Below are 25,196 nucleotides of genomic sequence, written 5' to 3' on the forward strand. Positions count from 1 at the left end.
AAGGATATAGCAGATGTTGAAGAAGGAAGTTCGGCAACGGATTCGCTTTCTTCTGATGTAACGGAGCTCAGAAAGAAAGTTGGTTGTGCTGGAGTTGTGGTGATAAGTTACAGCAGAGGGATATCAGGGCTTGGATCACGCGCTGACAGTGGCATTTGTTTTGCGAAGTGGTATAAATACTCGAAATTCACAAATATGGCAATTCGTCAAGCGCTGGTGGGAGAGGGTAAATTAGTATTGGGTATAGAAAAATCTACAGGAAGTATCGAAGTGCCTGTCCCATTCGCCTTGCCAGCAGGATCAGGCTGGTAAAGTTGGATACGAGCACGCCCAAGTCGTTTAGCTTGATAAAGCGCTTGGTCGGCTGCAGCAACCAGAATTTCGGCTCCCGATTCAGATGCAGGAACAATACTCGCGACGCCCAGGCTGAGAGTGACGTACGGGCTCACCTGAGAACCAGCGTGAGGAAGCTGCAAAGCTCCGATTTTGAGCTGTATGTGTTCGGCTACCAGCACCGCGCCTTGAATCGCGGTATTTGGCAAAATAACGGCAAATTCTTCGCCTCCGTAGCGAGCTACTAAATCGGCGGGGCGATTGACTGCATTGCCGATCGCCGCGGCGACTTGCCGCAAACATTCGTCTCCCCCTGGGTGCCCGTAGGTATCGTTATAACTTTTAAAAGAATCAATATCGCACAGAATCAGGGACAGAGGCGTTTGTTCCCTGGCTTGTCTGCGCCACTCCATTTCTAAATACTGATCGAAACGGCGGCGGTTTGCTAGCTGCGTGAGTTCGTCTAAAGTTGCCAAGCGCTCTAACTTGAGGTTGGCCGCTTGCAACTGCTGGTATAGTTCTGCTTGCTTGATCGCGATCGCCAACTGGGTGGCCAGAGAAGACAGCAACTCTACTTCCAACTGCATCCACTGCCGGGGACTGCACTGGTGCGCCATCAGCAGCCCCCACAACTCGTCTCCTTGCACTAGCGGTACCACCAAAGAAGCTTTTACATCAAATTGTGCGAGCAAGTCAATTTGATATTGTGGCAAATCGGCGGCCGAGACATCGGCGATCGGTCGGATTGCTCGATGTTGGTACGCTTCGAGATAGAACTGGTCAAAACAGAAATTTTCCAGGGTTTCCCCCAACATCGGCTGGCAGTTAGCAGCTACAGATTCCACTGTTACCGCCCCCGTCGCCGGGCCGGCGCAGAGACTGCCGGTACAGGTGTTAAAGCGGACGATCATCACTCGATCGGCCTGAAGGAACTGACGCACTTCTGTCACTGTCGTGCTGAGCACTTCGCCCAAATCCAGAGACTGGCGGATGTGCTGAGTAATTGTCGCCATCAGCAGTTCTCGTTCGTTCTGCTGCCGCAGCGCCTCTTCTGCCCGCTTGTACTCAGTGATATCTTGAGCGGTGCCGAAAATTTGTTTAGGGCAGCCGTCGGCTGTGCGGGCGAAAACTTGGTCGCGGCAGCGAAACCAGCGCCATTGACCCGATCGATGTTTGAGCCGATATTCCAACTCCAAAATATGCCCGTCTTGAGTCGAGGGAAATTTTTGCTGATGGGCTTTGAGCCTCGGCAAATCTTCTGGGTACACCAAACTCGAGTACAAAGCAGTTTGCATCTGTAAAATTTCGTAGGGAGTGTAGCCCAGCAATTTAGAAGCTTGACCGTTGACGTAAACGTTTCGCTGTTCGGTCAAATCGTAGATGTACAGTAAATAAGGCGCCGCGTCAGCAATCTGCTGGATGAAATGCTGGCTCGATCGCAATTCTTCCTCCACCCGCTGACGCACTTGCACTTCTTCCAAAGCTTGATCCCGCATTGTGCGGTAAGCTTGGATGCGGTGGGTGAGGTCGGTCACGTCTTGAATCACCAGCAGCGCGTAGAACGATGGGGAATTCACCCCCGGCCATATTGATGACGAAACTGAGGGTGGAGATTCCCTAGACACAAAAGCACTTCTTGATGATCGGGAGCCGACATTACCGTCTGATTCCAGCTCAAGAGTATGGAGAATCCAGTCTCTAATCTCCTGTTCTTCAATGCCAGCCTCCAGTGCCGGCACAGCAGTCACAGTAGTTTGCTGAATTCGCTGCTGGCCGTCTTGCCAAGTTGCCGGAATCAGGTGTTTGTGAATTTGAGAAGAAAAAATTGTTGGCGGGCCTCCTGCAAAGATTTGCTTGAAGCGAGTGGCGTACTTTAACTGACTCAGGTGAGGAAAATGGGTTGTGATCTTTGTTCCCAATATTTGGCTGCGGGGAATTTTAGTCCACTCTTCCAGACAAGTGTTCCAAAACAGCACCACAAAATCATCTTGCAGCAAGCAGGCGCCGACTGGTACGCTGTCGAGAACCCCAAACTTTTCCTTAATACTTTTGCTCTCCTCAATCATAGACCCCCGGCAAGTTGATTGATAGCAGTCAACAAGGTGTCAAAGGAATTAACATTGAAAATAAGAATAATATCTCCTTCAATGTGAAGCCTTTCAATCATGAAACTGGTCTGGGCTAATAAAACAACTGTATCAGTAGCTAAACCGCCAGAGATCAGCAAACTAGCAATCGTCCCTTCGCTATAAGTGGGAATTGAGTAGTTCAGGCGCTGCTGAAGCACGTTGCTGATTGCACCCATGACCCCATTAATTACAATATTTCCCACTTCACTCAGCGTACCAATTTTGACTGAATCGAGATCGTGAGTTCCTTCTTCCCCTGTAAGCATTGTCACCAGCAGGGCAGCGCTGTTGGTGGGAAAGACTAGCTGGGCAATGCCTCCAAAGGAGCCTGTGAATTTGAGCTGGACAGCAGCGATTTGCTCGCCGTTGAGGTGCTGCTCTAACTCTTGTTCCACGTCGATGGGAGTCAGGATTTGAAGGTAGGGGATTTGCAAGCGAATCGGGGAGTCGATCATGTCGTTCAAAACCCCTGCGGCTTGACCGATACCGATGTTGACGAGTTCCTGCAAAGCATCGAGCTGTCGAGTGCTTAATTTCATTGGGCGCTCTCCTCGCTGACACTGAGAGCTTTTTTGATCCACCCGATTAGTTCGTCTGAGTTGGGCATTTTGTGAATGACTGCCATCGCTCCGAGATCCATGCACTCGGAGCGGGTGCTGGCTTGAATGTCTGCGGTAATTACGATCACTGGAATTTTATATCCTCGATCGCGCATGGCTTGCAGGACTTCCCGACCTTCCATTTCTGGCATCAGCAGGTCTAAGAGCATACAGTTTGGGGTTTTAGTGCCGAGCAGTTCTAGAGCTTCTGGGCCGCTGGATGCTTCCCAAGTCTCGTATCCTTCTGCCCGGAGAATTTTGCAGATTACCCTGCGAGTCAACCACGAATCTTCGACGACGAGAATTGATGTCACTACGTTCTCCTCCTTCCATTGTTTAGAACTGACCGGCGTTGCAGGTGCTGCTTGTATCTTGACAGTAATTTAAAGTGCTGGGACGGTCTGTGATCGAGCTTCACTTGGAATTCCTGTTCTTAAAAACTAACGCATTAATGTATTGGATAGTTTAGTATCTTGGACTATGTGAAGAAAAAACCCGGTTTCTGAATGAAACCAGGTTTGCGGGATCTCTATTGCTCCTAACATGGGCGCTCAATTATAGATTACCAAACGCTTCCGAAGGGACTCTACTCGCTGTTTGGCCGTGGTATTGTCTGGCTCGCAGGCGAGAGCTTGTTCGTAGATTTCCAAGGCTTGAGCTGTTAATTTCTTGCGCTCGTAGGCGTGACCCAGATTATTGAGAGATGTAACGTATTCTGGCTGCAACTTCAGGGCTTCTTTGTAGTGGCGGATGGCGATGTCGTACTGTTCTTGGCCGAAGTGTGCAAAACCGAGGGCGTTGTAAATAACAGCTTGATTTTCTTCGCCTTCTAAGTCTTTGGCTTTCAGGGCTTTTTGAAACAGTACGATCGCCTGGGAGTAAAGCTTCTTATCTACATAGATACTTCCTAATTCGTAGTATTCCTGTGCTGTTCCTTTTTCTACTGTCAGCTTATTTTCTAAGCGTTCGAGAGACATTTCCAGCTTCCGAGTTTTAAGAATCTGGCGCACCACAAACCAGGAAGTGCTGCCGAGTATAGCGAGCAGGACTGACAAGTAAATAATGAGCAAATTACTATCCATGTTTTTCTTAAAATTAGGTAGGTTTCTGGAAGGTCTTATTTATTTTAAGGCGCTAGCAATCTCTGACATTGGCCTCTGCAACTGTATAAAAAACAAGGAAATAGCGATCGACCGGCCCGATCGCGATTTCTGAAAAAGCAAGAGTCCAGAAGTAAGAACAAAGAAGGAAAGTTTGTCTCAACCTCCTAGATTTATCAGGAGTTTTCCTTCTCTGGCAGACTGTTAAATCTTTCTTACTTCTGCTTTCTGCCTTCTGAAAATCAAGCGAACTTTCAGCCTCCGGCTCGATTAGCCATTTCCACGACTTTACCGAATGTTGCGGGGTCAATGATCGCCATTTGTGCCAGCATTTTGCGGTTGATTTCGATATTGGCTTTTTTCATGTTGCCGATCAGTCTGCTGTAGCTCGTGCCGTGCTGGCGCGATGCAGCATTGATCCGAGCAATCCACAGGCGGCGGAAATCGCGTTTGCGTTTTTTGCGATCGCGATAACCGTTACGCAGGGCCTGCATCACCCGTTGGTTAGCTGTGCGGAACTGTTTCGACTGTGCGCCTCGGAAACCCTTGGCTAATTTGAGAATTTTTTTGCGGCGCGCTCTGGCGACATTACCGCGTTTTACCCGTGTCATCTTTAATTTCCGTTAAACTTTACAAGTATGGAAGCATTAACCGCACGTTAGCGTCGTTGGTCTCGTCGATGACGACCAGCTTAGAGAGACGGCTTTTGCGAGCTGAACTTTTGTGCTGTAGCAAGTGGCTTTTGTAAGCTTTGCGGCGCACAATCTTACCGCTGCCGGTCGCTCTAAAGCGCTTTGCGGCTGCTTTGCGAGTTTTGAGTTTTGGCATGGACTGGTGTTATTTGGACACAAGCTTCAACCGTATCACATTTGTGGTACTTTCTGCAAGGGAGATTTGCTGGTTGGGGGCGGCGCTGTATTTGGGGCAATATACAGGATGGGCGAGATCGGCTAATCTTGTGGTTGTTTGCTGCCGTTAACACCTAGTATAGAATGTTATATCGCAGTTCGGGTATCATTAAGGGTTATCGGCAGGGTTAATATTTGAAAGCTGCTGGTGAGGCACGATAATTAAATTGAAGATGCAACATTAATTATTGGTTATGGCGCTTAGAGACTCCCTTGAAAAAATCATTTTGGAATATCCATTGGTCAGTAATGACAACTTCAAGGGACATTCCTTTGCTAGTTAGGTCAGAAATGTAGTCCCGAAATCAATAAGTGCTTCATGGGAATTACCAGAAATCTATAGCGTAAAAGCTTCAGCAGGTAATGGTTCTTGGGCTAAAGTTCCTTGGATAGCAATATTTAACAAGCTTGTAACTGAGAGTGTCTAGTCGGGGTTTTACTGTGTTTATTTATTTCGCGGAGACTGCTCTGGCGTTTATATTTCTCTCAATCAAGGAATAGCAGATATAGCGTATTCCAGGTTTATGAAGTACACCACAGAAACCGGGTTTCTTTACAGTTCTCGCCTCTGGTAATGATTCAGTTCAATAAACCCGGTTTCTCGCGATCTACATCTACATGGAATATGCTGTAAAAGAAATAAGTGAGGACTGGGGAAGTCGAGGGACATGGTAAGAGTTCAAGCACAACTATTTAAAGATAAGCTTGGTTCTGACAAGCTCAGATAATTTTCAGAACTTCTCGATATTCAACTTGATTCTATCCAAGGAAACTACTTCTAGAAGGCATTGAGTATTAAACTCTCAATACAGGTCTTTCGGGATTTTCGGGATTGGGAACTAGACGCTGATTTTTGCAATCTACCAGCAAATCTAAAGTTTCTAACACAGTTTGACCGATTAGCACCATATCGCCTAAAACCATTGCCGCCTCAATCGTTTCGCGCCCTTCTATTTCAATGATAACAGGCCCTGTTAATCCCACTGTTTCTTGTCTGCCATCAGCATATTTTGCTATTTCCTGACTCCTAATTCTTAAACCCAGGTGTTCGCAGACTTCTACAGGAATAGCTGTGCGTACTGCACCACTATCTATGAGTGCTTCTGCTTCGTACAGGCGCAACAGATTTGGATTGAGCAATCCTCTCTTGACTAACTCTTCATCAATGGCATTCGTGAGCTTGACTTTGACTCGAACAGCACCCATATTTTTGCTGGCTTGAGTTAGATTGCGATCGAGATTTATCATATCGCCTCTTTTCGTCTAGAAAGTCTACCTTTGATTCTAGCCGTAATTTATGGTTGTAAGGTTCGCAGTGCACACCCTACAAGTATAGTTTGTACGTAAGTCTTACAGCGTATTTCTGGTTTAGGAAGTGCAGTAGGGACAAAGGCTTTCGCCGTGTCCCTACACGGCTCTATCACTCTTGTGGGGAGTAGGGGTTGGACATCCTGGCCGCCCTAAACATACAAGTTAAATGCACAAAAGCTTACTCATCTTCTGCATAGATAAACCGATACAATTCGCTAGGATCTGGCTCAGCGCTTTTCTCAGCAAAATCGACTGCATCATCAATTACTGCTTGAATTTTATTATCGATCTCTTTCAATTCTTCAGCAGTTGCCAAAGTTCGATCGATCAACTCAGCAGCCAACTTCTTAATCGGATCGCGGGGGAACCAATATTCCTTCTCTTCTTTAGAACGCAACTCATCAGGATCTGCCAAAGAATGGCCGCGAAAGCGATAAGTCAAAGCCTCGATCAAAGTCGGCCCCTCGCCGGCTCGCGCCCGCGCTATAGCTTCTTTGGCCACTTCCCGCACCGCCAAAACATCCATCCCGTCAACCTCAAAACCAGCCATGCCAAAAGCATGAGCCTTCTTGTAAATCAGCGGATCAGAAGTAGCTCGCTCGTGGGCCATCCCGATCGCCCATTTGTTGTTTTCCACAACATAAATAATCGGCAACTTCCACAAAGCCGCCATATTTAAACACTCAAAAAACTGCCCGTTATTTGCAGCACCATCGCCAAAAAAACAAGCAGTTACGCCATCAGAACTCTCATCCCCCAAAGCTTCGCGGCGGTACTTCGATTGAAAAGCCGCCCCCGTAGCTACAGGAATCCCCTCAGCCACAAAAGCATAACCGCCCAACAGTCGGTGTTCGGCCGAAAACATATGCATCGAACCGCCGCGGCCCTTCGAGCAACCAGTTTCCTTCCCGAACAACTCCGCCATTACTTCCCGCGCCGGGACGCCCGCGCTCAAAGCGTGAACGTGATCGCGGTAGGTGCTGCTGACGTAATCAGTGTCATCCCGGCGCATCGATCGAATCACGCCAGTAGAGACAGCTTCCTGACCGTTGTACAAGTGGACAAAACCAAACATTTTGCCCCGGTAGTACATCTCAGCACACTTGTCCTCAAAATAGCGCCCCAAGACCATATCCTCGTAGAGCATCAAGCCCTCATCCCGAGAAATGTTTACGCTTTGCGCGTCAAAAACTGGTAAAGTCCGTTCCTGAACCATAAATAATTAATACCCGACGATCGGCTTCCTAGACATCTAAATTTAAACCCAGATGGGACACAACCGCAGCAGAAAACGATCAAACGTTTTCTGTGCAACAGTTCACGAATTGTTAAAATGAGTTTGGCAGGCGGGGCGGATTGCCGGGACAGGGAGAACCAACTCCCATCTAAACCCCATGCAAACGAATGATATAATTCCATTACTCTCAAACCCGAAAATGCTCAAGAGTCAAACCACTCATTTAGCTGACGGGCAGTGGGGCAAGGCATTTTCCTCACTGTAAAACGCTGTAGAGGGAAAAAAGTCAGAATATCTCTACGACAAGTCCAAGATACCGTGAATGGGGCGGTTGGAAGCCAACACCAGAATTTTTGATTTGGTTTGCGGGAGTATGTCACTTAAGATAGGCTAATTCAGTTGCTAGCGCTTTGGGGAAGTGGACAGTTCTTTAACTTATGTTAATTCCACTAGATTACTACCGGATTTTGGGTCTACCGATTCAAGCTACTGCCGAACAGTTGCAGCAGGCTCACCGCGATCGAACTTTACAGCTTCCGCGCCGGGAGTATTCCGAAGTTGCGATTGTCGCCCGCAAACAACTGCTCGATGAAGCCTGTGCCGTTCTGTCAGACTCAGAGGGGCGCAAAGCTTACGATGCCAGTTTTTTAGCCAAAACTTACGATCGAGAGTCGGAAGCCGCACAGGAAGCCAAGCACCAGAGGTCAAAAACCTCAGCAGGCACGGCCACAGTCCTGCAAGACGCAGGAGAAACCGCTCCGGCAGAGTCCAAGGCTTTAGAGGCTGCTCCCGACCCCCACACTCCAAGTATTGAAATCGATGACAACCAATTCGTAGGAGCCCTGCTCATACTGCAAGAACTGGGGGAATACGAACTCGTACAGAAGCTGGGTCGCCCGTATCTTAACAATGGCAGCATCGCGATCGCAGAAGGTCGTTTCGGCGATCCTCAGCTCGTGAGGCCAGATATAGTTTTAACTGTCAGCCTTGCCTGTCTAGAACTCGGCCGCGAACAGTGGCAGCAAGGTCAGTACGAAAATGCCGCAAAATCATTAGAAGCAGGTCAAGAATTGCTGCTGCGCGAAAGCCTATTTGCAAGCGTGAGGGGTGAAATGCAAGCCGACATATACAAACTCCGTCCGTACAACATTTTAGAGCTATTATCACTTCCCGAAGAAAAAGTCGCCGAGCGTCGCCGGGGACTGCAAATCCTGCGAGAAATGCTTCAAGAACGAGGCGGTATCGACGGTTCGGGAGACGATCGATCGGGTTTAGGAATCGAAGACTTCCTCCGGTTCGTGCAGCAGATGCGTAAACACCTAACCAGCAGCGAGCAGCAGGCGCTATTTGAAGCCGAAGCCGGCCGCCCCTCCGCAGTCGCCACTTACCTCTCGGTCTACACCCTGTTAGCCCAAGGATTTGCCGCCAGACAGCCATCGATGATCCGTCGGGCCAAGCTGATGCTGATGCAGCTCGGTCGCCGCCAAGACGTTCACCTGGAAAAAGCCGTCTGTTCCCTGCTGCTGGGCCAGACAGAAGAAGCCAGCAGAGCCCTCGAACTCAGTTCGGAAAAAGAACCCCTGGCCTTCATTCGCGAACATTCCCAAGATTCACCCGACTTGTTGCCCGGACTGTGCTTGTACGCCGAACATTGGCTACAAGAAGAAGTGTTTCCCCACTTCCGGGACTTGGCCAACGAGTCAGTGTCATTGAAAGACTACTTTGCTGACCCGAAAGTACAAGCTTACCTAGAAGCTTTGCCACAGGACGCAGAAACCGCCAACGAATGGGTCGTGGTGCAGCCCCGCTCCGGCAAGCTCCCAGGGCGACTGCAACCGACAGCAGGCCGATCGCCCGCTGCCATACCTGCACAGCCACCCACAGCCAAGCAGGGAGCCAGTACGGTCACTTTAACCCCCGTACCGGGCGAGGCTTCCACCGCAGCTTCGGGAACGAAATCCCCGGCAACGGTGGCCGCGCCGAGCGCTGTTGCCCCTGTCTCTCTCCCGATAGCTACAGTGCCACATCCTGCTGAATCGACTTCCAAACATCGCAGACGCCAACATTCAGGGCGCAGCGGAGCAAGTGGCAATGGGCTAAAGGGCGATTTTGTCGATCGGGCGCGCACCAAGGCAGCAGAAATTACCACCCAAGTCAAGTCCATGCCTCCAAACAGGCTGGCTTTGTTTCTAGTCGCAGGTGTCCTGAGCCTGTTATTCCTGTGGTTAATACTCAGTCTGTTGGCTAGCGCGATGCAAGCCCTATCGGGCCCCCTCCAAGGAGAGCAAGCCCTCGTCCGCCTGGAAGAACCGCCTCTAGAAATCCCTGCCTTGGCCGCGGCCCCAGAACCGAGCGCCACAGGCGCAGTTTCGGGAGAAATCACTGAGGAATCAGCCCGACAAATAGTTCAAAGCTGGCTATCGGCGAAAGCAGCGGCTTTGGGCCCCAATCACGCTGTGGAAGAATTAAAGCAAGTTCTGACAGAACCGGCTTTGTCTCGCTGGCAATTGATGGCAGAAGCTCAACAGCGAAACAACGCGCACCAGCGTTATGTACACAAGCTGCAAGTTGATGCAGTTAAGACGAATCCGACTAATCCCGATCGCGCCCAAGTAGAAGCCCAAGTCGCGGAAAAAGCCGAAGTGTTCGATCGATCTCAGCTCGTTTCTTCCCGCAATGAAAACCTGCGGGTGCGCTACGACTTGATCCGCCAAGACGGACAGTGGCGGATTATGGATTGGCAAGTGATTAAGTAAGGAATTGGTAATTAGTAATTGGTAATTGGTAATTGCTGCTGACTAATTACTAATTACCAATTTCTGATTATTAGGTTAATTTTTAATTCCAAAAGCGGGAGCTGTTAATTGCAGATTATTGTTGAAGGCTGGCGTTTTATTTATCATTCCTATTGCGTAGCCAATCAATTTCAACTGCTGGAAATGCACGCGCGGCGCAGCTATCCCGTAGGGAATCGCCCGCGAAGCCAAATTGAGCTTTTCCACCGCGATATGCCCTACATTGACGCAGCTTGGGAGACGAAAATTAGTTTGTTCGATCGCCCCAATGAAATATTACTTCGCAGCATTAAGAGCCCTGCGGTAAATCAGTCAGCCGATGTTACCCTGCGAATGTACTGCCCGTGGGACTTCTCGGCATCCAGCAGCACTCAAACTTGGGTATTTGCAGCGACAGAATGGGGGATTGTTACCAGTACAGTATTACAGGCGATGGGTGTTAAGTCGATCGCCGAAACTCCGGTTAACTCAGAAACGAAAATTATTACACCTTCAGCGTGGTCAAAAGCTGGCTTAATTCGCAGCGGAGTTGAGGCCGCTCGCATTGCTGTTGTACCTTTGGGAGTCGATCCTCAGATTTATTATCCTGCTGCGGGCGATCGGCGTCAATCACTGCGCGAAAGCTTCGGTTGGTCAAACTATTTTATATTTTTAAACATCGGCGGACAAACGGATCGCAAAGGTATTCGCCCTTTATTAAAAGCCTTCGCTGCGGTAGTTGACAAATATCCAGATGCGAGATTAGTTTTAAAAGGTTCAGAACTGCTTTATCCATCCAGAGACGAGATTGCTGAAGCGTGCCGAGTTGCGCTCAACGATGCGGAAAGAGCGAGGGTTTTACCGAGATTAATTTATACGGGTAGCCAGCTATCTTTTGCTCAAATAGCAGAGTTTTACCAAGCTGCAGATGCCTATGTTTCTCCTTATTTGGCAGAAGGTTTTAATCTGCCGGTGTTGGAAGCTGCGGCTTGCGGTTTGCCGGTTATTTGCACTGCGGGCGGCCCTACGGATGATTTTACGCGATCGAACTTTGCACAGCGGATCGAAAGTAAATTTACGGCTGTGGTGAGTGACGGCGAAACCTTATTTATCTTAGCTCCTGAGTGGGAACATTTGACTGATTTGATGTGCAGGGCGATCGAAGAGCCGGGAATCGCTGCGAAAGCGAGGGTGGCGGGCCCGGCTTTTGTGGGTGAAAATTTTACTTGGAGGTGTGTAGTCGATCGATTGCTTGAGGTTATGGGAGGAGATAAAAAGAGAGAGGAGAGGTCTATTTTTGAGCCAATAATTTTGTAGTTTGGAGGTTTCAAGCCCTAGATGGGGAAATAGGTATTTTCCGGCATAGCATGATTTATGGCTAACCAAATCATATAAAGTTTCAATCCCTGATAGGGTTTTAGGTATTTTCCGGCCCTCCTACTTTAGTTTTTGGTAATAGATTTAGGGGTTTGTTTCAATCCCTGATAGGGTTTTAGGTATTTTCCGGCCCCTTCCAGAAATCGGGCCCGCGCCAAGCGGAACCGGTTTCAATCCCTGATAGGGTTTTAGGTATTTTCCGGCTTGACTACTTCCATCCTGGGGAAGATTTGATTAAGTTTCAATCCCTGATAGGGTTTTAGGTATTTTCCGGCTTTTCTCGCTGAATTCGTACTTTGAAATAAGCCATATGTTTCAATCCCTGATAGGGTTTTAGGTATTTTCCGGCGTGCAAGTCCGCTTTACTGTTGATCTTGTCGTCGTTTCAATCCCTGATAGGGTTTTAGGTATTTTCCGGCTCCCATCAAGTCTCAAAAGTGTCCGAAATTTCGGTTTCAATCCCTGATAGGGTTTTAGGTATTTTCCGGCTGGAGAGCGGCAAGGCAACCGGTTTAGGATTGAGTTTCAATCCCTGATAGGGTTTTAGGTATTTTCCGGCTCACTTTCTTCCTCTATTAGTAAAAACTCATCAGCTAGTTTCAATCCCTGATAGGGTTTTAGGTATTTTCCGGCTATACAAAGAAAGAAGGAATAGTATTCGATAGTAAGTTTCAATCCCTGATAGGGTTTTAGGTATTTTCCGGCTCAAATCAGTTGAGGGTGTAGAGTCTTACATCTCCGAGTTTCAATCCCTGATAGGGTTTTAGGTATTTTCCGGCTAGATGCGCTCCCAGGATTCCACATACATTAACAATGAGCGTTTCAATCCCTGATAGGGTTTTAGGTATTTTCCGGCCCAGCGATCGGATACAGGCTCGACTAAATCGCCGTTTCAATCCCTGATAGGGTTTTAGGTATTTTCCGGCTTTACAGTTAAATCAATTAAGGCATTTTTTTAGGCTGTAGTTTCAATCCCTGATAGGGTTTTAGGTATTTTCCGGCTTTGTTGAGTTCGATAGCGGTAGGCTCAGTATAACTTGTTTCAATCCCTGATAGGGTTTTAGGTATTTTCCGGCAGCCGATCGCGCTCTATCTCTGCTAAAAAATCAGCGTTTCAATCCCTGATAGGGTTTTAGGTATTTTCCGGCAAAAATCTACTTGGTAACATGGTCAATGGAGCTAAGGGTTTCAATCCCTGATAGGGTTTTAGGTATTTTCCGGCGCGATCGGTTTTGCTACATCTCCAGCCATTTTTTCCGTTTCAATCCCTGATAGGGTTTTAGGTATTTTCCGGCTCCTTCAAGTTTCAAAGCGTAGTTCAAGGTAAAGGTTTCAATCCCTGATAGGGTTTTAGGTATTTTCCGGCCTAAAATGGCTAGCGGTAGAATCGGTAAATATCTGTTTCAATCCCTGATAGGGTTTTAGGTATTTTCCGGCTCTATATTTGCTATTACTCCTATAAAGGAAGTAGCAGTTTCAATCCCTGATAGGGTTTTAGGTATTTTCCGGCTGAATCTAAAGAGTCGTCATAGGCTAATAAATCGTTTCAATCCCTGATAGGGTTTTAGGTATTTTCCGGCTTGAGGCGCTTGCCGACAATCAGGCAGAGTTGGTTTCAATCCCTGATAGGGTTTTAGGTATTTTCCGGCGTTAAAGTTGAGGTTAATAAGAAAGGTCACTGGTATGTTTCAATCCCTGATAGGGTTTTAGGTATTTTCCGGCGATAGCATCATTATGAAGCCTTATTAAGATACTGTCGTTTCAATCCCTGATAGGGTTTTAGGTATTTTCCGGCTTACTTAGTCGTTGATAATTGAGGATTGAAAATGCTAAAGTTTCAATCCCTGATAGGGTTTTAGGTATTTTCCGGCGTAGCTGTTTGCCACAAATCACCTGATGAGCTTGTTTCAATCCCTGATAGGGTTTTAGGTATTTTCCGGCATGCAGTAGTAGGAGAACATTGCATTAAGATATGTTTCAATCCCTGATAGGGTTTTAGGTATTTTCCGGCATATTCAATTCCGGTAAGTTTTTTTGAATTCCATGTTTCAATCCCTGATAGGGTTTTAGGTATTTTCCGGCTATAAGCAGGATTGACAGCAATTGTTACCCTGCTAGTTTCAATCCCTGATAGGGTTTTAGGTATTTTCCGGCAGCCGATTACCCTAAAAGCGGGCCGACACTTGTCAGTTTCAATCCCTGATAGGGTTTTAGGTATTTTCCGGCTGAATTATTTTGGGAGCCAAAATTTCCCGTTACAGGGGTTTCAATCCCTGATAGGGTTTTAGGTATTTTCCGGCTCGCAGCCCGGAGCGGATCTACTTTTCCCCGCGTCTCGTTTCAATCCCTGATAGGGTTTTAGGTATTTTCCGGCTTGCTGATGCGTTGGCGATCGCAGCCATCTTGTCACTGTTTCAATCCCTGATAGGGTTTTAGGTATTTTCCGGCGAGTCTGCCGATTTGCAAGCATCGATCGCCCGCGAGTTTCAATCCCTGATAGGGTTTTAGGTATTTTCCGGCAGTTGGGAAGAGCGCAAAGATTATTCGATCTTAGGTTTCAATCCCTGATAGGGTTTTAGGTATTTTCCGGCACAACGCGCTATTGAATCGGCCCAAAATCCAAAGTTTCAATCCCTGATAGGGTTTTAGGTATTTTCCGGCTTGCTCCCACGGCGTTCTACTGTCATCTCACGTTTCAATCCCTGATAGGGTTTTAGGTATTTTCCGGCGTTTATGACGCGAGTGCAGAAGTAGCGATCGACCCGGTTTCAATCCCTGATAGGGTTTTAGGTATTTTCCGGCTATAATTAGTTGCGTCCAATTCCTCCATCATCAGCAGGTTTCAATCCCTGATAGGGTTTTAGGTATTTTCCGGCTCATTAATTAAAAGGTAGTGTCATGATTCCACATCGTTTCAATCCCTGATAGGGTTTTAGGTATTTTCCGGCCAGAAGTACAAAGATGTAGCACAAGCGTCTGAAATAGCAAATTTGTTTCAATCCCTGATAGGGTTTTAGGTATTTTCCGGCTTGGATAAATCCACTAGGGTTATCTTTGTCTATGCGGTTTCAATCCCTGATAGGGTTTTAGGTATTTTCCGGCTTGCTGAATTTGTCCCTCGCGGTCGGCGGCTTCCTTGTTTCAATCCCTGATAGGGTTTTAGGTATTTTCCGGCCAATCGAAAAGTTTTACAAACCTCCAAATGTCTGGTTTCAATCCCTGATAGGGTTTTAGGTATTTTCCGGCATCATGCTACCGGGGAATGGTTTCAACGGAATAGGTTTCAATCCCTGATAGGGTTTTAGGTATTTTCCGGCTCGACTGCAATAGTTGCTAGTTGGATGTACCGCTGTTTCAATCCCTGATAGGGTTTTAGGTATTTTCCGGCGGGATTGCGTCGGTTTCTAGTTAGGCAATATGGTTTCAATCCCTGATAGGGTTTTAGGTATTTTCCGGCTTGTGCAAAGCTTACTTGGAAGCCACCCTGAAATTAAGTTTCAATCCCTGATAGGGTTTTAGGTATTTTCCGGCTTGGCGGTTTTTTGGGAGCGTGTTATGTATGTTTTCAGTTTCAATCCCTGATAGGGTTTTAGGTATTTTCCGGCCGCCCGTTCCAGAAGCCAGGGTGTATTTGGTTTTCAAGGTGCAGTTGCGTCCAGCTAAGATAAAAGTACCATTCCAGCCTTCGGCTTGTCAATACCCGACTTTCCATACTCACTCCAAAACCCTATCCTGTAAAGCTTTCAGACTTTGCGTCAGTCTTTTTTTCACCCTAGGGGCATCAAACTCTTGCTGCACATTAGTTTGAGCCGAAAAATTTGATACTCCGATTTTAACACCTACCGATGGACGCAAACTAAGGAAAAAATATTCTGCGCTCAACGGGTTCTACGCCACCAATACGTTCGATCTTAGCGTGACAGCAAGCGCACAGCGGAAAAAACTAAATACTGTATTCCTTCGGTTAGATGACTTTGTTCGGCTGGGCGATCGTAACTTAGACTTGAGTCCTAGCCGGAATCAATTTCCTCCACTGGTTAGATGACTTTGTTCGGCTGGGCGATCTTAACTTAGACTTGAGTCCTAGCCGGAATCAATTTCTTCCACTGGTTCGATGACTTTGTTCGGCTGGGCGATCGTAACTTACTATACTCAGCCTCACTCAATTGAGCACACTCAAACACACTGTACAACATCCACTGCCCATAAAGGCAAGCTCAAGGAAAAACCAACAACCTACCGCAATATAGCCAGAAAAGACTAATTAAAATTAGCAAAAAAAACCAACGATTCTGCAAACCAAAAAGCAAGGGAATTTAAAAACTACTCCGATATATAGCAATCCTAAATGATTCAGATAAATTTGTAGGGTAGTGCCCCCGTGCCTATCCCCTATCTATCGGGCAACCGGGCGTGGGATTGCCCCTACAATAATTATGCAAATGATGCGAGGATTGCTATATAAAAAAACTTAGATAATATTTAACAGCTAATCGAGTTAGACACTTATCTGAAAAATCTCACGAACAAGCCAGATAAAATGTTTTCGACCCTAGGCTGGTCAAAATCTCTGTTTGAGCAAATCACCGACCAAAACGTATATTTTGCCTGGACTTAACTCCAATAAATTGCTAGGAGCGAGCGACCCAGACTTATTCAGCAAAACCTAAACCTTCAATAAATAGCGAATTTTTACCTGCCATATTTGCGGTATTTGCGCTTCGCGGTTCCGAAAAATATTATTGGCGAATCGCCTAAAAAATCCCCAAATTAACTTAAAATTAGTAGAGTTGCATTTACCTTAAAACTACCTATGACAAAAGCCGAAATTACCACCAAAAACATCACAGTTCCTAACGGGGATTTGCAAATAGCTGCATACCTAGCCCAGCCTGCCTCCCCAGGACAATTTCCCGCAGTTATCGTGATTCAAGAAATTTTTGGCGTCAACTCGCACATCCGCGAAGTTACTGAAAGAATAGCAAAAGAAGGATATGTGACGATCGCCCCAGCCATTTACCAGCGTCAAGCCCCCGGCTTTGAAACCGGCTACACACCCGAAGCCATCCAAATCGGCAGAGAATACAAAGAAAAAACCACAGCTTCCGAACTTCTGGGCGATATCCAAGCCACTATCAATTACCTCAAAACTCTACCCTCTGTCAAACCACAAGGTTTTGGCTGCATTGGTTTCTGCTTTGGAGGACACGTCGCCTACCTCGCCGCTACTTTGCCAGAAATCAAGGCTACAGCGTCGTTCTACGGCGCCGGTATCGCCACCCAAACCCCCGGAGGCGGCACCCCGACGATCGCCCGCACAGCAGACATTAAAGGCACTCTCTACGCCTTTTTTGGCACTCAAGACCCCAGCATTCCCTTAGAACAAGTTGACCAAATCGCCGCAGAATTGCAAAAACACAGTATTTCTCACCAAATTTTCAGCTACAATGCCGATCACGGCTTCTTCTGCGACCACCGCGGCAGTTACGACGCTACGGCAGCAGCCGACTCGTGGATGCAGGTGAAGCAGCTATTTCATCAGCAACTTCAACCAGCTTAGAGAGTGGGAGATGGGGAGATAGGGAGATGGGGAAAGTGGGAAAATTTTTTCTACTGACGACTGCCAACTAAATTACTGACAACTGACAACTAAACTGACATGAATTCCAAATCTACAGGTTCTCAAAGCGCAAAAGCATCCTTTTCAATGGATGATTTTGCTAAAGCCCTCGAACAGCACAATTACGAGTTCCAGAAGGGACAAGTAGTGCGCGGCAAAGTGTTCGAGTACGACTCAAACGGCGCGTATGTTGATATCGGCGGCAAGTCTTCGGCTTTTTTGCCGATCGAAGAGGCTGCTTTGAGAACAGTAACGGATTTGTCGGAAGTGGTTCCGCTGGACGAGGAACGGGACTTTTTGATTATCCGCGAACAAGATGCAGATGGCCAAGTTACTTTGTCCCTGCGGCAGTTACAAATTCAGCAAGCTTGGGAAGATTTAGTTGAATTGCAGGAAACCGGCAAAGTTCTTCAGGTGCGGGTTTCTGGGGCGAATAAGGGCGGCGTGACAGTAGATGTTCAGGGAATGCGCGGCTTTATTCCCCGATCGCACTTAGTCGATCGCGATAACCTAGAATCGCTGATCGGTCAATCTTTGAGCGTTAATTTCTTGGAGGTCGATCGCGAACGGGAAAAACTCGTACTTTCCCAGCGGATGGCTACTCAATCGAATGCCTTCAAGGACTTGCAAATTGGTCAGTTGGTGGAAGGCAAAGTCAGCAGCATCAAGCCTTTTGGCGTGTTTGTGGACTTGGAAGGAGTTAGCGGTTTGCTGCACATCAAGCAAGTTAGCCAAAAATATATTGATAACCTTGGAAAGGTGTTTGCCCCCGGTCAACCCTTGAAGGCGATCGTCGTTGACCTCGATGAAAGTCGTGGCCGGATTTCACTTTCTACTCGGGTACTGGAAAATTACCCAGGGGAAATGGTGGATAAAATGGCGGATGTTATGGATACCGCAGAAGAGCGATCGGAACGTGCTAGAAAGACTCTTTCTTAAGTCTTGACGTAATTAGATCCCCATCTACCGGAAACAATAGGAATGTAGGTTTAACCGCAGATAAACCCCCATAGACACAGATAAAATCCCATCCGCGTTCATCTGTGTTCATCGGCTAATATCTGCGGTTAAAAAATCCCCATCTAACTAATCTGCTTCCTTATTGATTCCCCATCAACCAGAAACAACAGTCAACAGTCAACAGTCAACAGTCAACAATCATTCCGGTGCAACCGGAATCGATCTAACATGACTCGCAATTGTTTCACTTTCCACCGTTGCTTCCACTGGCCAAGAATTTTCCATCTCTACTGTTTTTTTCGGCTGATAAACTGCCAAGTCGAACCAGAAAGTCGTACCCACATTAACTTCGCTAACTAAATTAATTTTAGTGTGGTGCTTGTCAATAATGTTTCGGACAATAGAAAGACCTAATCCTGTTCCTTCTAAAGTGTGTACTCGGTTTTCTACCCGGAAAAAGCGATCGAATATGGCTTGTTGGTCTTCGGGATCTATGCCAATTCCCGTATCAGAAATTTCGATCCGCACTACCGGACAATGTTGAGCATCCGGTGACAAGTTGTGGTGGACGGATTGACCGTCTTTGTGGGTGGGCGCCTCCGGCTCTAGCAAATATGCTCGAATGGCCACCTTGCCGCCGGACTGAGTAAATTTTAAGGCATTTCCTACTAAATTGGCAAATACTTGCAGTAACAAATCGTAATGACCTAAAGCAGGCGGCAAATACGGGTCAACTTCTTGCTCTAATTCAATGCCTTTATCCTTAGCATTTAACTGATAAGTCCGCAGGGTTTGTTCCACAGCTTGCGGAAGGTCAACAGCTTCCAAGTGATAAACTCGGCAGGATTCCAGTCGCGACAAGTCTAACACGTCGTTAACTAAACGAGTTAGTCGATCGGTTTCTCGGTTGGCAATTTCTAGGAATTCCCTGCGCTCGCTTTCTAGAAGGTCTTCTCCGTACTCGTGGAGAGTCTCGATAAAAGATTTGATATTAAATAAAGGTGTTCTCAATTCGTGAGAAACATTGCTGATAAAATTGCTTTTAGCCTCATTGAGTTCTACTTCGCGAGTAATGTCCTGCACTGTCATTGCAATGCCTTTGAGACTTTCTCGGTAATTTCCGGAACCTTGATGCTTGGAGGTTTGCTCGTAGAAAGTACACTCTACAGCTACCGGGCGTTGTGGCTCGTTACAGGTATCTTCCTCGTGGCGGATGCAGCTTTTGCACAGCGGTTCGGCACCGGGCGCTTTGTGCAGAATGACTGTAGTTAAAACAATCCGAATTGTACGGTTAACAGGTTCGCTCATCGAGATGCGAAATTCGCCGCCTTCGCGATCGCCCGCAGCTATTTCCTGCAACGGTCTAGCCAACTCCTGCTGGACTTCCGAAGGCAAAATGTTCAGAACATTTACTCCGAGCGCATTTTTACCTTCCCAGCCAAAAATCCGCATCCCCGTCGGATTAACTAAAATCACCTGCAAATTTGCGTCTAATAAAAGCGCACCATCAGCAATCGTTGAAACCAAAGTTTCTAACTTAGCTTTTTCCGCTGTCAGCTCTTCAATATTTTGTTCTTCATAACTTTCGAGTTTCTGGGCCATTTCATTAAAACTGCCAATCAACTCGCCCAATTCTCCCCCTAAAGGCAGGTCAACTCGCTGCTTAAAATTCCCGCTGGCAATGTTTTTGACCCCGAAGACTAATTGTTTGATCGGCTGAGTAATTGTCAGGGCATTAAATACAGCCCCCAAAATTACCATCACCCAAATAGTGACAAATACTGCTAAAGTGACATCCCTAGTCAGATTTGAAGAGATCACTGCTGCGGGATTTGGGTTAATGCCGATCGCCAAAACTCCCAAATATTTGTCTTCATGAATTAACGGCACAAATACATCGGTAACTTCTCCATCTGGCGTCAAATGCTGCCGCACCAAAGGCAAAGAAGTTAAATTTCTCGCCTCAATATCGGCTAGAAAATTATCGGGAAGTTTGATCTGCCGGCGCAGCGTCAGGGAAGTTTCCACCTCCGATTCCGAAAATGGTATCCCCAGGAAAATATCTCCCGCTTCGTCTGCATAAAGCATATAGCGGACGCTGGAGGTGCTGCTGTAAAATTGCCGGGAAAAGCGGGCGACTTCGGAGCGATCGTTTTTGGCAATCAGCGGCGCCACATTTGCCGCCAACAGCAGGCCGAGGTCTCGGCCGTAACGAGTATCGTTAAGTCGGGCGTCTTGCTGGATAGTATTCACCGCCCAGAATGTCAGGCCGCTCATAATTAACGACACTACGAGGGTAGCAGCCGCCATCAGGCGGGTCTGGAGGGTAAAATCCGACCACCAGCGGGCAATAATTTCTCCGATTTTGTTTAGTATGGCCAGCATTTCACCAGTTCACCAGTTCAATATTAATAGCAAGATCAATTCAGTTGGCTCCCGATCGACTTTTCTGATGCGACTTGTCCGCTACCGCCACCGCAGAGATACCAAACTTCATTGTTACATTTCTACATTGAGATTGCTTGGCTTTCGGATGGCGGCCGATGTCGCAATTCCTAATTTTTATCGCCCAGAGCTCGGCGACCGATGTCCCGACGGCAGTAAACCCCTTCAAATTGGATGCAATCAACTGCAGCATAAGCTTTGGAAATAGCTTGTTCCAAAGTTTCTCCCGTCGCAGTGACGCCCAAAACCCGGCCGCCGTCGCTCACCAACTGCTGGTTCTTCAACTGAGTACCGGCGTGAAACACTTCTGCTCCTTTGGCTTCAGCTTCCTCGATACCTGTAATAACTTTGCCTTTTTGATAACTTCCAGGATAGCCTCCAGAAGCCAAAACTACGCAAACAGATGCTCCCGACTTCCAGCGAATAGAATATTCACCGAGACGCTGCTGACAGCAGGCCAGCACCAAATCTTCTAAAGGAGTTTCCAGCAGTGACAAAACCGCTTGAGTTTCGGGATCTCCGAAACGGCAGTTGAATTCTAAGACTTTGGGTTCTCCGTCGGGGGTAATCATTAAACCTGCGTAGAGTACACCCCGGTAGTCGATTTTGCGTTTTTGCAGTGCTGCAAGGGTGGGTTCGAGAATTTCTTCTTGAATCCTTTCCATGAGTTCCGGGGTGACAAGGGGCGCTGGGGCGTAGGCTCCCATACCGCCGGTGTTGGCTCCCTGGTCGCCTTCGCCGATAGCTTTGTGGTCTTGGGCGGGCACCAACGGTTCCACTGTGATGCCGTCGGTGAGGGCGAGAATCGAGACTTCTTGACCTGTTAAGAATTCTTCGACCACGACTCGGATGTTGTCGGTGCCGAATTCGCCTCGGAAAATGGTGTTGATGGCGCTGTGAGCCATTTTGACGGTGGTGGCAACGGTGACTCCTTTGCCTGATGCGAGTCCGTCTGCTTTGATGACTATTGGGGTTCCTTGTTCCAGAACGTATGCTTTTGCAGCTTCTGCGTCTGTAAATACGGCAGCTTTGGGTGTGGGGATGCCTGCTTCGAGCATCAATTCTTTGGCCCAGGATTTGCTGGATTCAATTTGGGCCCCGGCTTTGGTGGGGCCGAAAATCATCATTTTTCGCTGTAGAAAATAGTCGGCGATGCCTAGGGATAGGGGCAATTCGGGGCCGACGATGACTAATCCGATGTTGTTGACCATCACAAAGCGTTCGATGCCTTGGAAGTCGTCGATGTTGAGCGACAGATTTTGACAGCCTGGGGTGGTAGCTGTGCCGCCGTTGCCCGGTACGCAGAATACTTGTTTAATCCGCGTAGATTCTAGCAGTTTTTTTGCGATCGCGTGTTCGCGACCTCCGTTTCCCACAACTAAAACTTTCACAGTATCCTCACCTATAAATTGTGTTCCCTGAATGTCTGATTTTCAGTGTTGGCATCTGTCTATCTGCTTTTTGCAGTGCTGTCAATTATGCCATGCTTGGCGCTAGGGAATTGCTAGATGTGGCACTTTTCTGGAGGAGTGGGCTTCTACCGCTGTTTATCAATGGCCGGGAGCGTGCAATAATTAAAGACTTTAGCCGCCCAATTTTTCTGGGTTCTGCCTCGATTTAATCAGGCAATTAAAACTCTTTTCTGGCGTTTAACTCTGCAATTACTATAATTGATCCGGGGACAAATAGCGATAAGATAGGCAGGTTGACTCTGGGGAATTTTACTCACATGAAATCAAATCAAACCGCTGCGAGTTCGTCTGCAAAATTTAAGCGGGTGGGCGTTGTCGGCGGCGGCCAGCTAGCTTGGATGATGGGGGATGCTGCTAGGGCGCTCGGTATTGAATTGGTAGTACAAACTCCCCATGCTACTGACCCGGCAGTTTCTGTTGCTGCTGATGCTGTTTTGGCTGCTGTTGATGATGTTTTGGCTACGGCTCAATTGGCCGCTGGCTGCGATGTTATTACTTTTGAAAATGAGTTTGTGGATTTGGATGGTTTGCGGTCGCTAGAAGAGCAAGGTATGTTATTTCAGCCGAGTTTGTCGTCGCTTTCTCCTTTGTTGGATAAGTACGTTCAGCGCTGTTATTTACAAGGTTTGGGTTTGCCAACTCCGAGGTTTTGGGAATGGGATTGCAGCGCGGATTTGCCCCCGGAATTGTTTAAGGCGGTGGCGATCGACTTTCCGGCAATTTCTGTTTCTGACAGCGTGCAGATTGCAGGAGACTCGGGTGCTGGATCGATCGACTTTCCCTTTGTCGTCAAAGTTCGCCGCCACGGTTATGACGGCCAAGGTACTTTTATTGTTAAGGATCGGGAGAGTTTTGAGTCAATTCGTGCTACACTCCAAGGTCAGTCTTTGCTAGTGGAAGAGTTTGTGCCGTTCGATCGCGAATTGGCTGTGATTGCGGCTCGATCGGCAAATGGCGAAATTGCGATTTATCCGATCGTCGAAACTCAGCAGCAAAATCAGGTTTGTCATGTGGTGATTGCGCCCGCTGATATTAGTTTAGAGGTGAAAAATGAAGCTTGTGCGATCGCCCGCACTCTCCTCAACAGCTTAGAAGCTGTCGGCGTATTCGGCATTGAATTATTTTTAACCGCTGATAATAAGCTGTTAGTCAATGAAATTGCACCCCGCACCCACAACTCGGGACATTTTACCATCGATGCCTGTGAAACTTCACAATTTGAACAGCATTTGCGTGCAGTTTGTCAACTGCCTTTAGGGAATTCCGATTTAAAATGTGCAGGCGCTGTCATGGTAAATTTGCTAGGTTACGAGTCGGCTGAGTCAGATTATTTAGCAAAAAGAAAACAACTGGCACAAATTAGTGGTGCTTTTGTCCATTGGTATGGTAAGAAAGTATCGCGTCCCGGTCGCAAACTCGGTCACGTTACAGTTGTGATCGACGCGGACTTGGTGGCTCAGGGGCGATCGTCAGCAGAGGATATCGCTCAAACCGTTGAATCTATCTGGTATGCAAGTTAAATTGCTCGAAGCTTGCCAAAATCTGGTTAGTTGGTATATATTAAATAAAGGTTCTACTGCGACGTTGGTGACTGCCAATAATGTTTTTTTGATCTATAACTCTTAACTCTCGGGAATCAAGATGTTTGGACAGCAGTAAACTGGGCTTGTACCCAGAAACTTTAAGTCCGAGCCAACGGTACCCACCTGGTAAAATACCAGGTCAAAAGCTGAGGTAAGACGGCGTTGCGGGGAACCATTAAAATTTTGATTGAGATAGGCGCTGTGAAATATAGCTAGCCTATTTTTTTTTGAGATAAACGCTTTGATTCATAGTTAACGTGATCTCGATGAGGGCGATCGCAACTGGGAAACACAGGCTCCTCTGACTCGTACCCACCACCAACTGAGTGAGATTGCCCAGGTGCGATCGACCCGACAAGATCTTTCATCCCACTAACTAAAATTATAACTTCGAGGCTCAATCTTATATCATGTCCGGGTACTTACCCATAATTAAGCAGCAACGGGAACTTGAGGCCACCAGTGAAAGTTTGTGAAACCCCGAATTAAATCTTACTGTTGGAGTAATTGTTGATAGCGAGTAAATAAAACCTTTTCTAAGTCATCAAGATTTTCAAATGTTCGATTAGCAAGAGGCTCATTTGTAAGCGGCCAAAGTCGTAACTGCTCACCGCAACAGGGTGGCGGTGAGCAGTTACTGAAATTACCGAGCGCAAACAATTACTAATTTATATCTTTTTAACAAGCAAATAACTGGACATAACACTTGTTTCTCTTCGACTTGTATTAGAAGCCTCATGTTTATATCACAGCGTCCAGAATACAGGAAATGCCCTTTTTTGAACTATGGCACTTACCATTAAGACATTATAATCTTTCCATTGAGTTCTATCCAATGCAATTACTAATTGACACCCGACTTTTAGGTGACGGGCTATACTCACTTGTTTATGGGTTGGGAGCAGAAAAACTACAATAGTCAGAGTCAAGTATTAGGCGTTTTTGAGCTGCCGTTGGAAACAAATTTGGTATGATTGAGGTAACATTTTTAAATGATGGGGCTTCTTAACAATACTGACCCATCTTTTTTTACCATAAATTGGTAACAACCCGGTCAGCTAGGGGTTATGACGGTGGTGTCACCCCGTCAGGTGTATTGGTTGATCTATTTTACACCATAAGCTCAGGAGAGCCAGAAACGTTATATATTTCTGCGTCTCGGACTGATATAAAAAAAGAAAATTAATAGTGTAGGTTTTGTTCATCAACCTAACCTACACTATTAATAATTTGTGTAAGGGGAATGTTTATTCCTAACTCTCATTATTCACGACACGGAAGTTACGGAAATACGGATAACTGTTGTTTTCCTGGGTCCTTCTTCCTCCTTCTTTCCACGTCCCCATTC

The 25,196-nt window shown here is 47.0% G+C and carries 15 protein-coding genes, 1 other RNA gene, 2 pseudogenes and 1 CRISPR repeat array; of the genes and pseudogenes, 7 read left to right on the forward strand and 11 right to left on the reverse strand.

Features of this window, described 5'->3' with window-relative positions; all coding sequences use genetic code 11:
• Positions 1–206: 206 nt before the first annotated feature.
• The 6 genes from QUA10_RS05950 to rpmI all read right to left on the reverse strand — a co-directional run bounded on the left by QUA10_RS05950 (position 207) and on the right by rpmI (position 4,989).
• Positions 207–2,399 carry a diguanylate cyclase domain-containing protein gene (locus QUA10_RS05950; RefSeq protein ID WP_333081854.1) on the reverse strand — a complete coding sequence of 731 codons (2,193 nt, stop codon included), beginning with the start codon at positions 2,397–2,399 and terminating at the stop codon, positions 207–209.
• Entirely contained in the window at positions 2,396–3,001 is a 606-nt protein-coding gene (locus QUA10_RS05955; RefSeq protein WP_333081855.1) for a chemotaxis protein CheC, read from the reverse strand. Before QUA10_RS05955 ends, QUA10_RS05950 begins: the two co-directional genes overlap by 4 nt.
• On the reverse strand, positions 2,998–3,375 hold the full coding sequence (locus tag QUA10_RS05960; RefSeq protein WP_333081857.1) for a response regulator: 378 nt from the start codon (positions 3,373–3,375) through the stop codon (positions 2,998–3,000). The genes QUA10_RS05955 and QUA10_RS05960 overlap by 4 nt, the downstream gene beginning before the upstream one ends.
• Before the next feature lie 237 nt (positions 3,376–3,612).
• Positions 3,613–4,143: a tetratricopeptide repeat protein gene (locus QUA10_RS05965; RefSeq protein ID WP_333081858.1), complete on the reverse strand. Its 531-nt coding sequence runs from the start codon at positions 4,141–4,143 to the stop codon at positions 3,613–3,615.
• 272 nt (positions 4,144–4,415) lie between these two features.
• Entirely contained in the window at positions 4,416–4,772 is a 357-nt protein-coding gene (rplT, locus tag QUA10_RS05970; RefSeq protein WP_190658174.1) for a 50S ribosomal protein L20, read from the reverse strand.
• A 19-nt stretch (positions 4,773–4,791) separates the two neighbouring features.
• A complete protein-coding gene (rpmI, locus tag QUA10_RS05975; protein WP_006634164.1) occupies positions 4,792–4,989 on the reverse strand; it encodes a 50S ribosomal protein L35 in 198 nt (65 codons plus the stop codon).
• A gap of 376 nt (positions 4,990–5,365) precedes the next feature.
• Between rpmI and QUA10_RS29065 the strand changes: the two are divergent.
• A pseudogene (locus QUA10_RS29065) lies at positions 5,366–5,644 on the forward strand (MrcB family domain-containing protein); the annotation flags it as partial.
• 220 nt (positions 5,645–5,864) lie between these two features.
• Here the strand turns inward: QUA10_RS29065 and QUA10_RS05980 are convergent.
• Positions 5,865–6,317, reverse strand: coding sequence for a clan AA aspartic protease (locus QUA10_RS05980; protein WP_333081859.1), 453 nt, complete (start codon positions 6,315–6,317; stop codon positions 5,865–5,867).
• 241 nt (positions 6,318–6,558) lie between these two features.
• Positions 6,559–7,596, reverse strand: coding sequence for a pyruvate dehydrogenase (acetyl-transferring) E1 component subunit alpha (gene pdhA / locus QUA10_RS05985; RefSeq protein WP_333081860.1), 1,038 nt, complete (start codon positions 7,594–7,596; stop codon positions 6,559–6,561).
• Positions 7,597–8,054: 458 nt separating this feature from the next.
• Between pdhA and QUA10_RS05990 the strand changes: the two genes are divergently transcribed.
• The 4 genes from QUA10_RS05990 (at position 8,055) to QUA10_RS06005 (ending at position 18,327) form a co-directional block, all read left to right on the forward strand.
• On the forward strand, positions 8,055–10,373 hold the full coding sequence (locus QUA10_RS05990) for an IMS domain-containing protein (RefSeq protein WP_333081861.1): 2,319 nt from the start codon (positions 8,055–8,057) through the stop codon (positions 10,371–10,373).
• 108 nt (positions 10,374–10,481) lie between these two features.
• Positions 10,482–11,708 (forward strand): glycosyltransferase family 4 protein, encoded by a 1,227-nt coding sequence (locus tag QUA10_RS05995; protein ID WP_333081862.1) that lies wholly within the window; start codon positions 10,482–10,484, stop codon positions 11,706–11,708.
• A gap of 79 nt (positions 11,709–11,787) precedes the next feature.
• A CRISPR array of direct repeats spans positions 11,788–15,373; the repeat unit is 37 nt; unit sequence GTTTCAATCCCTGATAGGGTTTTAGGTATTTTCCGGC.
• A 1,208-nt stretch (positions 15,374–16,581) separates the two neighbouring features.
• Entirely contained in the window at positions 16,582–17,328 is a 747-nt protein-coding gene (locus tag QUA10_RS06000; RefSeq protein WP_333081863.1) for a dienelactone hydrolase family protein, read from the forward strand.
• 99 nt (positions 17,329–17,427) lie between these two features.
• A complete protein-coding gene (locus QUA10_RS06005) occupies positions 17,428–18,327 on the forward strand; it encodes a S1 RNA-binding domain-containing protein (RefSeq protein WP_333081864.1) in 900 nt (299 codons plus the stop codon).
• 219 nt (positions 18,328–18,546) lie between these two features.
• On the opposite strand, the gene QUA10_RS06010 is transcribed toward QUA10_RS06005, so the two are convergent.
• Positions 18,547–20,733 (reverse strand): ATP-binding protein, encoded by a 2,187-nt coding sequence (locus QUA10_RS06010; RefSeq protein ID WP_333081865.1) that lies wholly within the window; start codon positions 20,731–20,733, stop codon positions 18,547–18,549.
• A gap of 170 nt (positions 20,734–20,903) precedes the next feature.
• Positions 20,904–22,184: a phosphoribosylamine--glycine ligase gene (gene purD / locus QUA10_RS06015; protein ID WP_333081866.1), complete on the reverse strand. Its 1,281-nt coding sequence runs from the start codon at positions 22,182–22,184 to the stop codon at positions 20,904–20,906.
• Between the two features lie 338 nt (positions 22,185–22,522).
• Between purD and QUA10_RS06020 the strand changes: the two genes are divergently transcribed.
• Positions 22,523–23,785 carry a 5-(carboxyamino)imidazole ribonucleotide synthase gene (locus QUA10_RS06020; RefSeq protein ID WP_333081867.1) on the forward strand — a complete coding sequence of 421 codons (1,263 nt, stop codon included), beginning with the start codon at positions 22,523–22,525 and terminating at the stop codon, positions 23,783–23,785.
• Positions 23,786–23,835: 50 nt separating this feature from the next.
• Positions 23,836–24,023: non-coding RNA, 6S RNA (gene ssrS, locus QUA10_RS06025), on the forward strand.
• 317 nt (positions 24,024–24,340) lie between these two features.
• On the opposite strand, the pseudogene QUA10_RS06030 reads toward ssrS, so the two are convergent.
• Positions 24,341–24,448: pseudogene (locus QUA10_RS06030) on the reverse strand (IS630 family transposase); the annotation flags it as partial.
• Between the last annotated feature and the right edge of the window lie 748 nt (positions 24,449–25,196).

It is taken from the genome of Microcoleus sp. Pol8_D6 (genome assembly GCF_036700965.1).
Lineage (GTDB): Bacteria > Cyanobacteriota > Cyanobacteriia > Cyanobacteriales > Microcoleaceae > Microcoleus.

What these genes read in the sequence shown, in the direction of transcription:
- QUA10_RS05950 (WP_333081854.1), bottom strand. Translation starts at nt 2,399, where the DNA reads ATGATTGAGGAGAGCAAAAGTATTAAGGAAAAGTTTGGGGTTCTCGAC.
- QUA10_RS05955 (WP_333081855.1), bottom strand. Translation starts at nt 3,001, where the DNA reads ATGAAATTAAGCACTCGACAGCTCGATGCTTTGCAGGAACTCGTCAAC.
- QUA10_RS05965 (WP_333081858.1), bottom strand. Translation starts at nt 4,143, where the DNA reads ATGGATAGTAATTTGCTCATTATTTACTTGTCAGTCCTGCTCGCTATA.
- rplT (WP_190658174.1), bottom strand. Translation starts at nt 4,772, where the DNA reads ATGACACGGGTAAAACGCGGTAATGTCGCCAGAGCGCGCCGCAAAAAA.
- rpmI (WP_006634164.1), bottom strand. Translation starts at nt 4,989, where the DNA reads ATGCCAAAACTCAAAACTCGCAAAGCAGCCGCAAAGCGCTTTAGAGCG.
- QUA10_RS05980 (WP_333081859.1), bottom strand. Translation starts at nt 6,317, where the DNA reads ATGATAAATCTCGATCGCAATCTAACTCAAGCCAGCAAAAATATGGGT.
- pdhA (WP_333081860.1), bottom strand. Translation starts at nt 7,596, where the DNA reads ATGGTTCAGGAACGGACTTTACCAGTTTTTGACGCGCAAAGCGTAAAC.
- QUA10_RS05990 (WP_333081861.1), top strand. Translation starts at nt 8,055, where the DNA reads ATGTTAATTCCACTAGATTACTACCGGATTTTGGGTCTACCGATTCAA.
- QUA10_RS06000 (WP_333081863.1), top strand. Translation starts at nt 16,582, where the DNA reads ATGACAAAAGCCGAAATTACCACCAAAAACATCACAGTTCCTAACGGG.
- QUA10_RS06005 (WP_333081864.1), top strand. Translation starts at nt 17,428, where the DNA reads ATGAATTCCAAATCTACAGGTTCTCAAAGCGCAAAAGCATCCTTTTCA.
- QUA10_RS06010 (WP_333081865.1), bottom strand. Translation starts at nt 20,733, where the DNA reads ATGCTGGCCATACTAAACAAAATCGGAGAAATTATTGCCCGCTGGTGG.
- QUA10_RS06020 (WP_333081867.1), top strand. Translation starts at nt 22,523, where the DNA reads ATGAAATCAAATCAAACCGCTGCGAGTTCGTCTGCAAAATTTAAGCGG.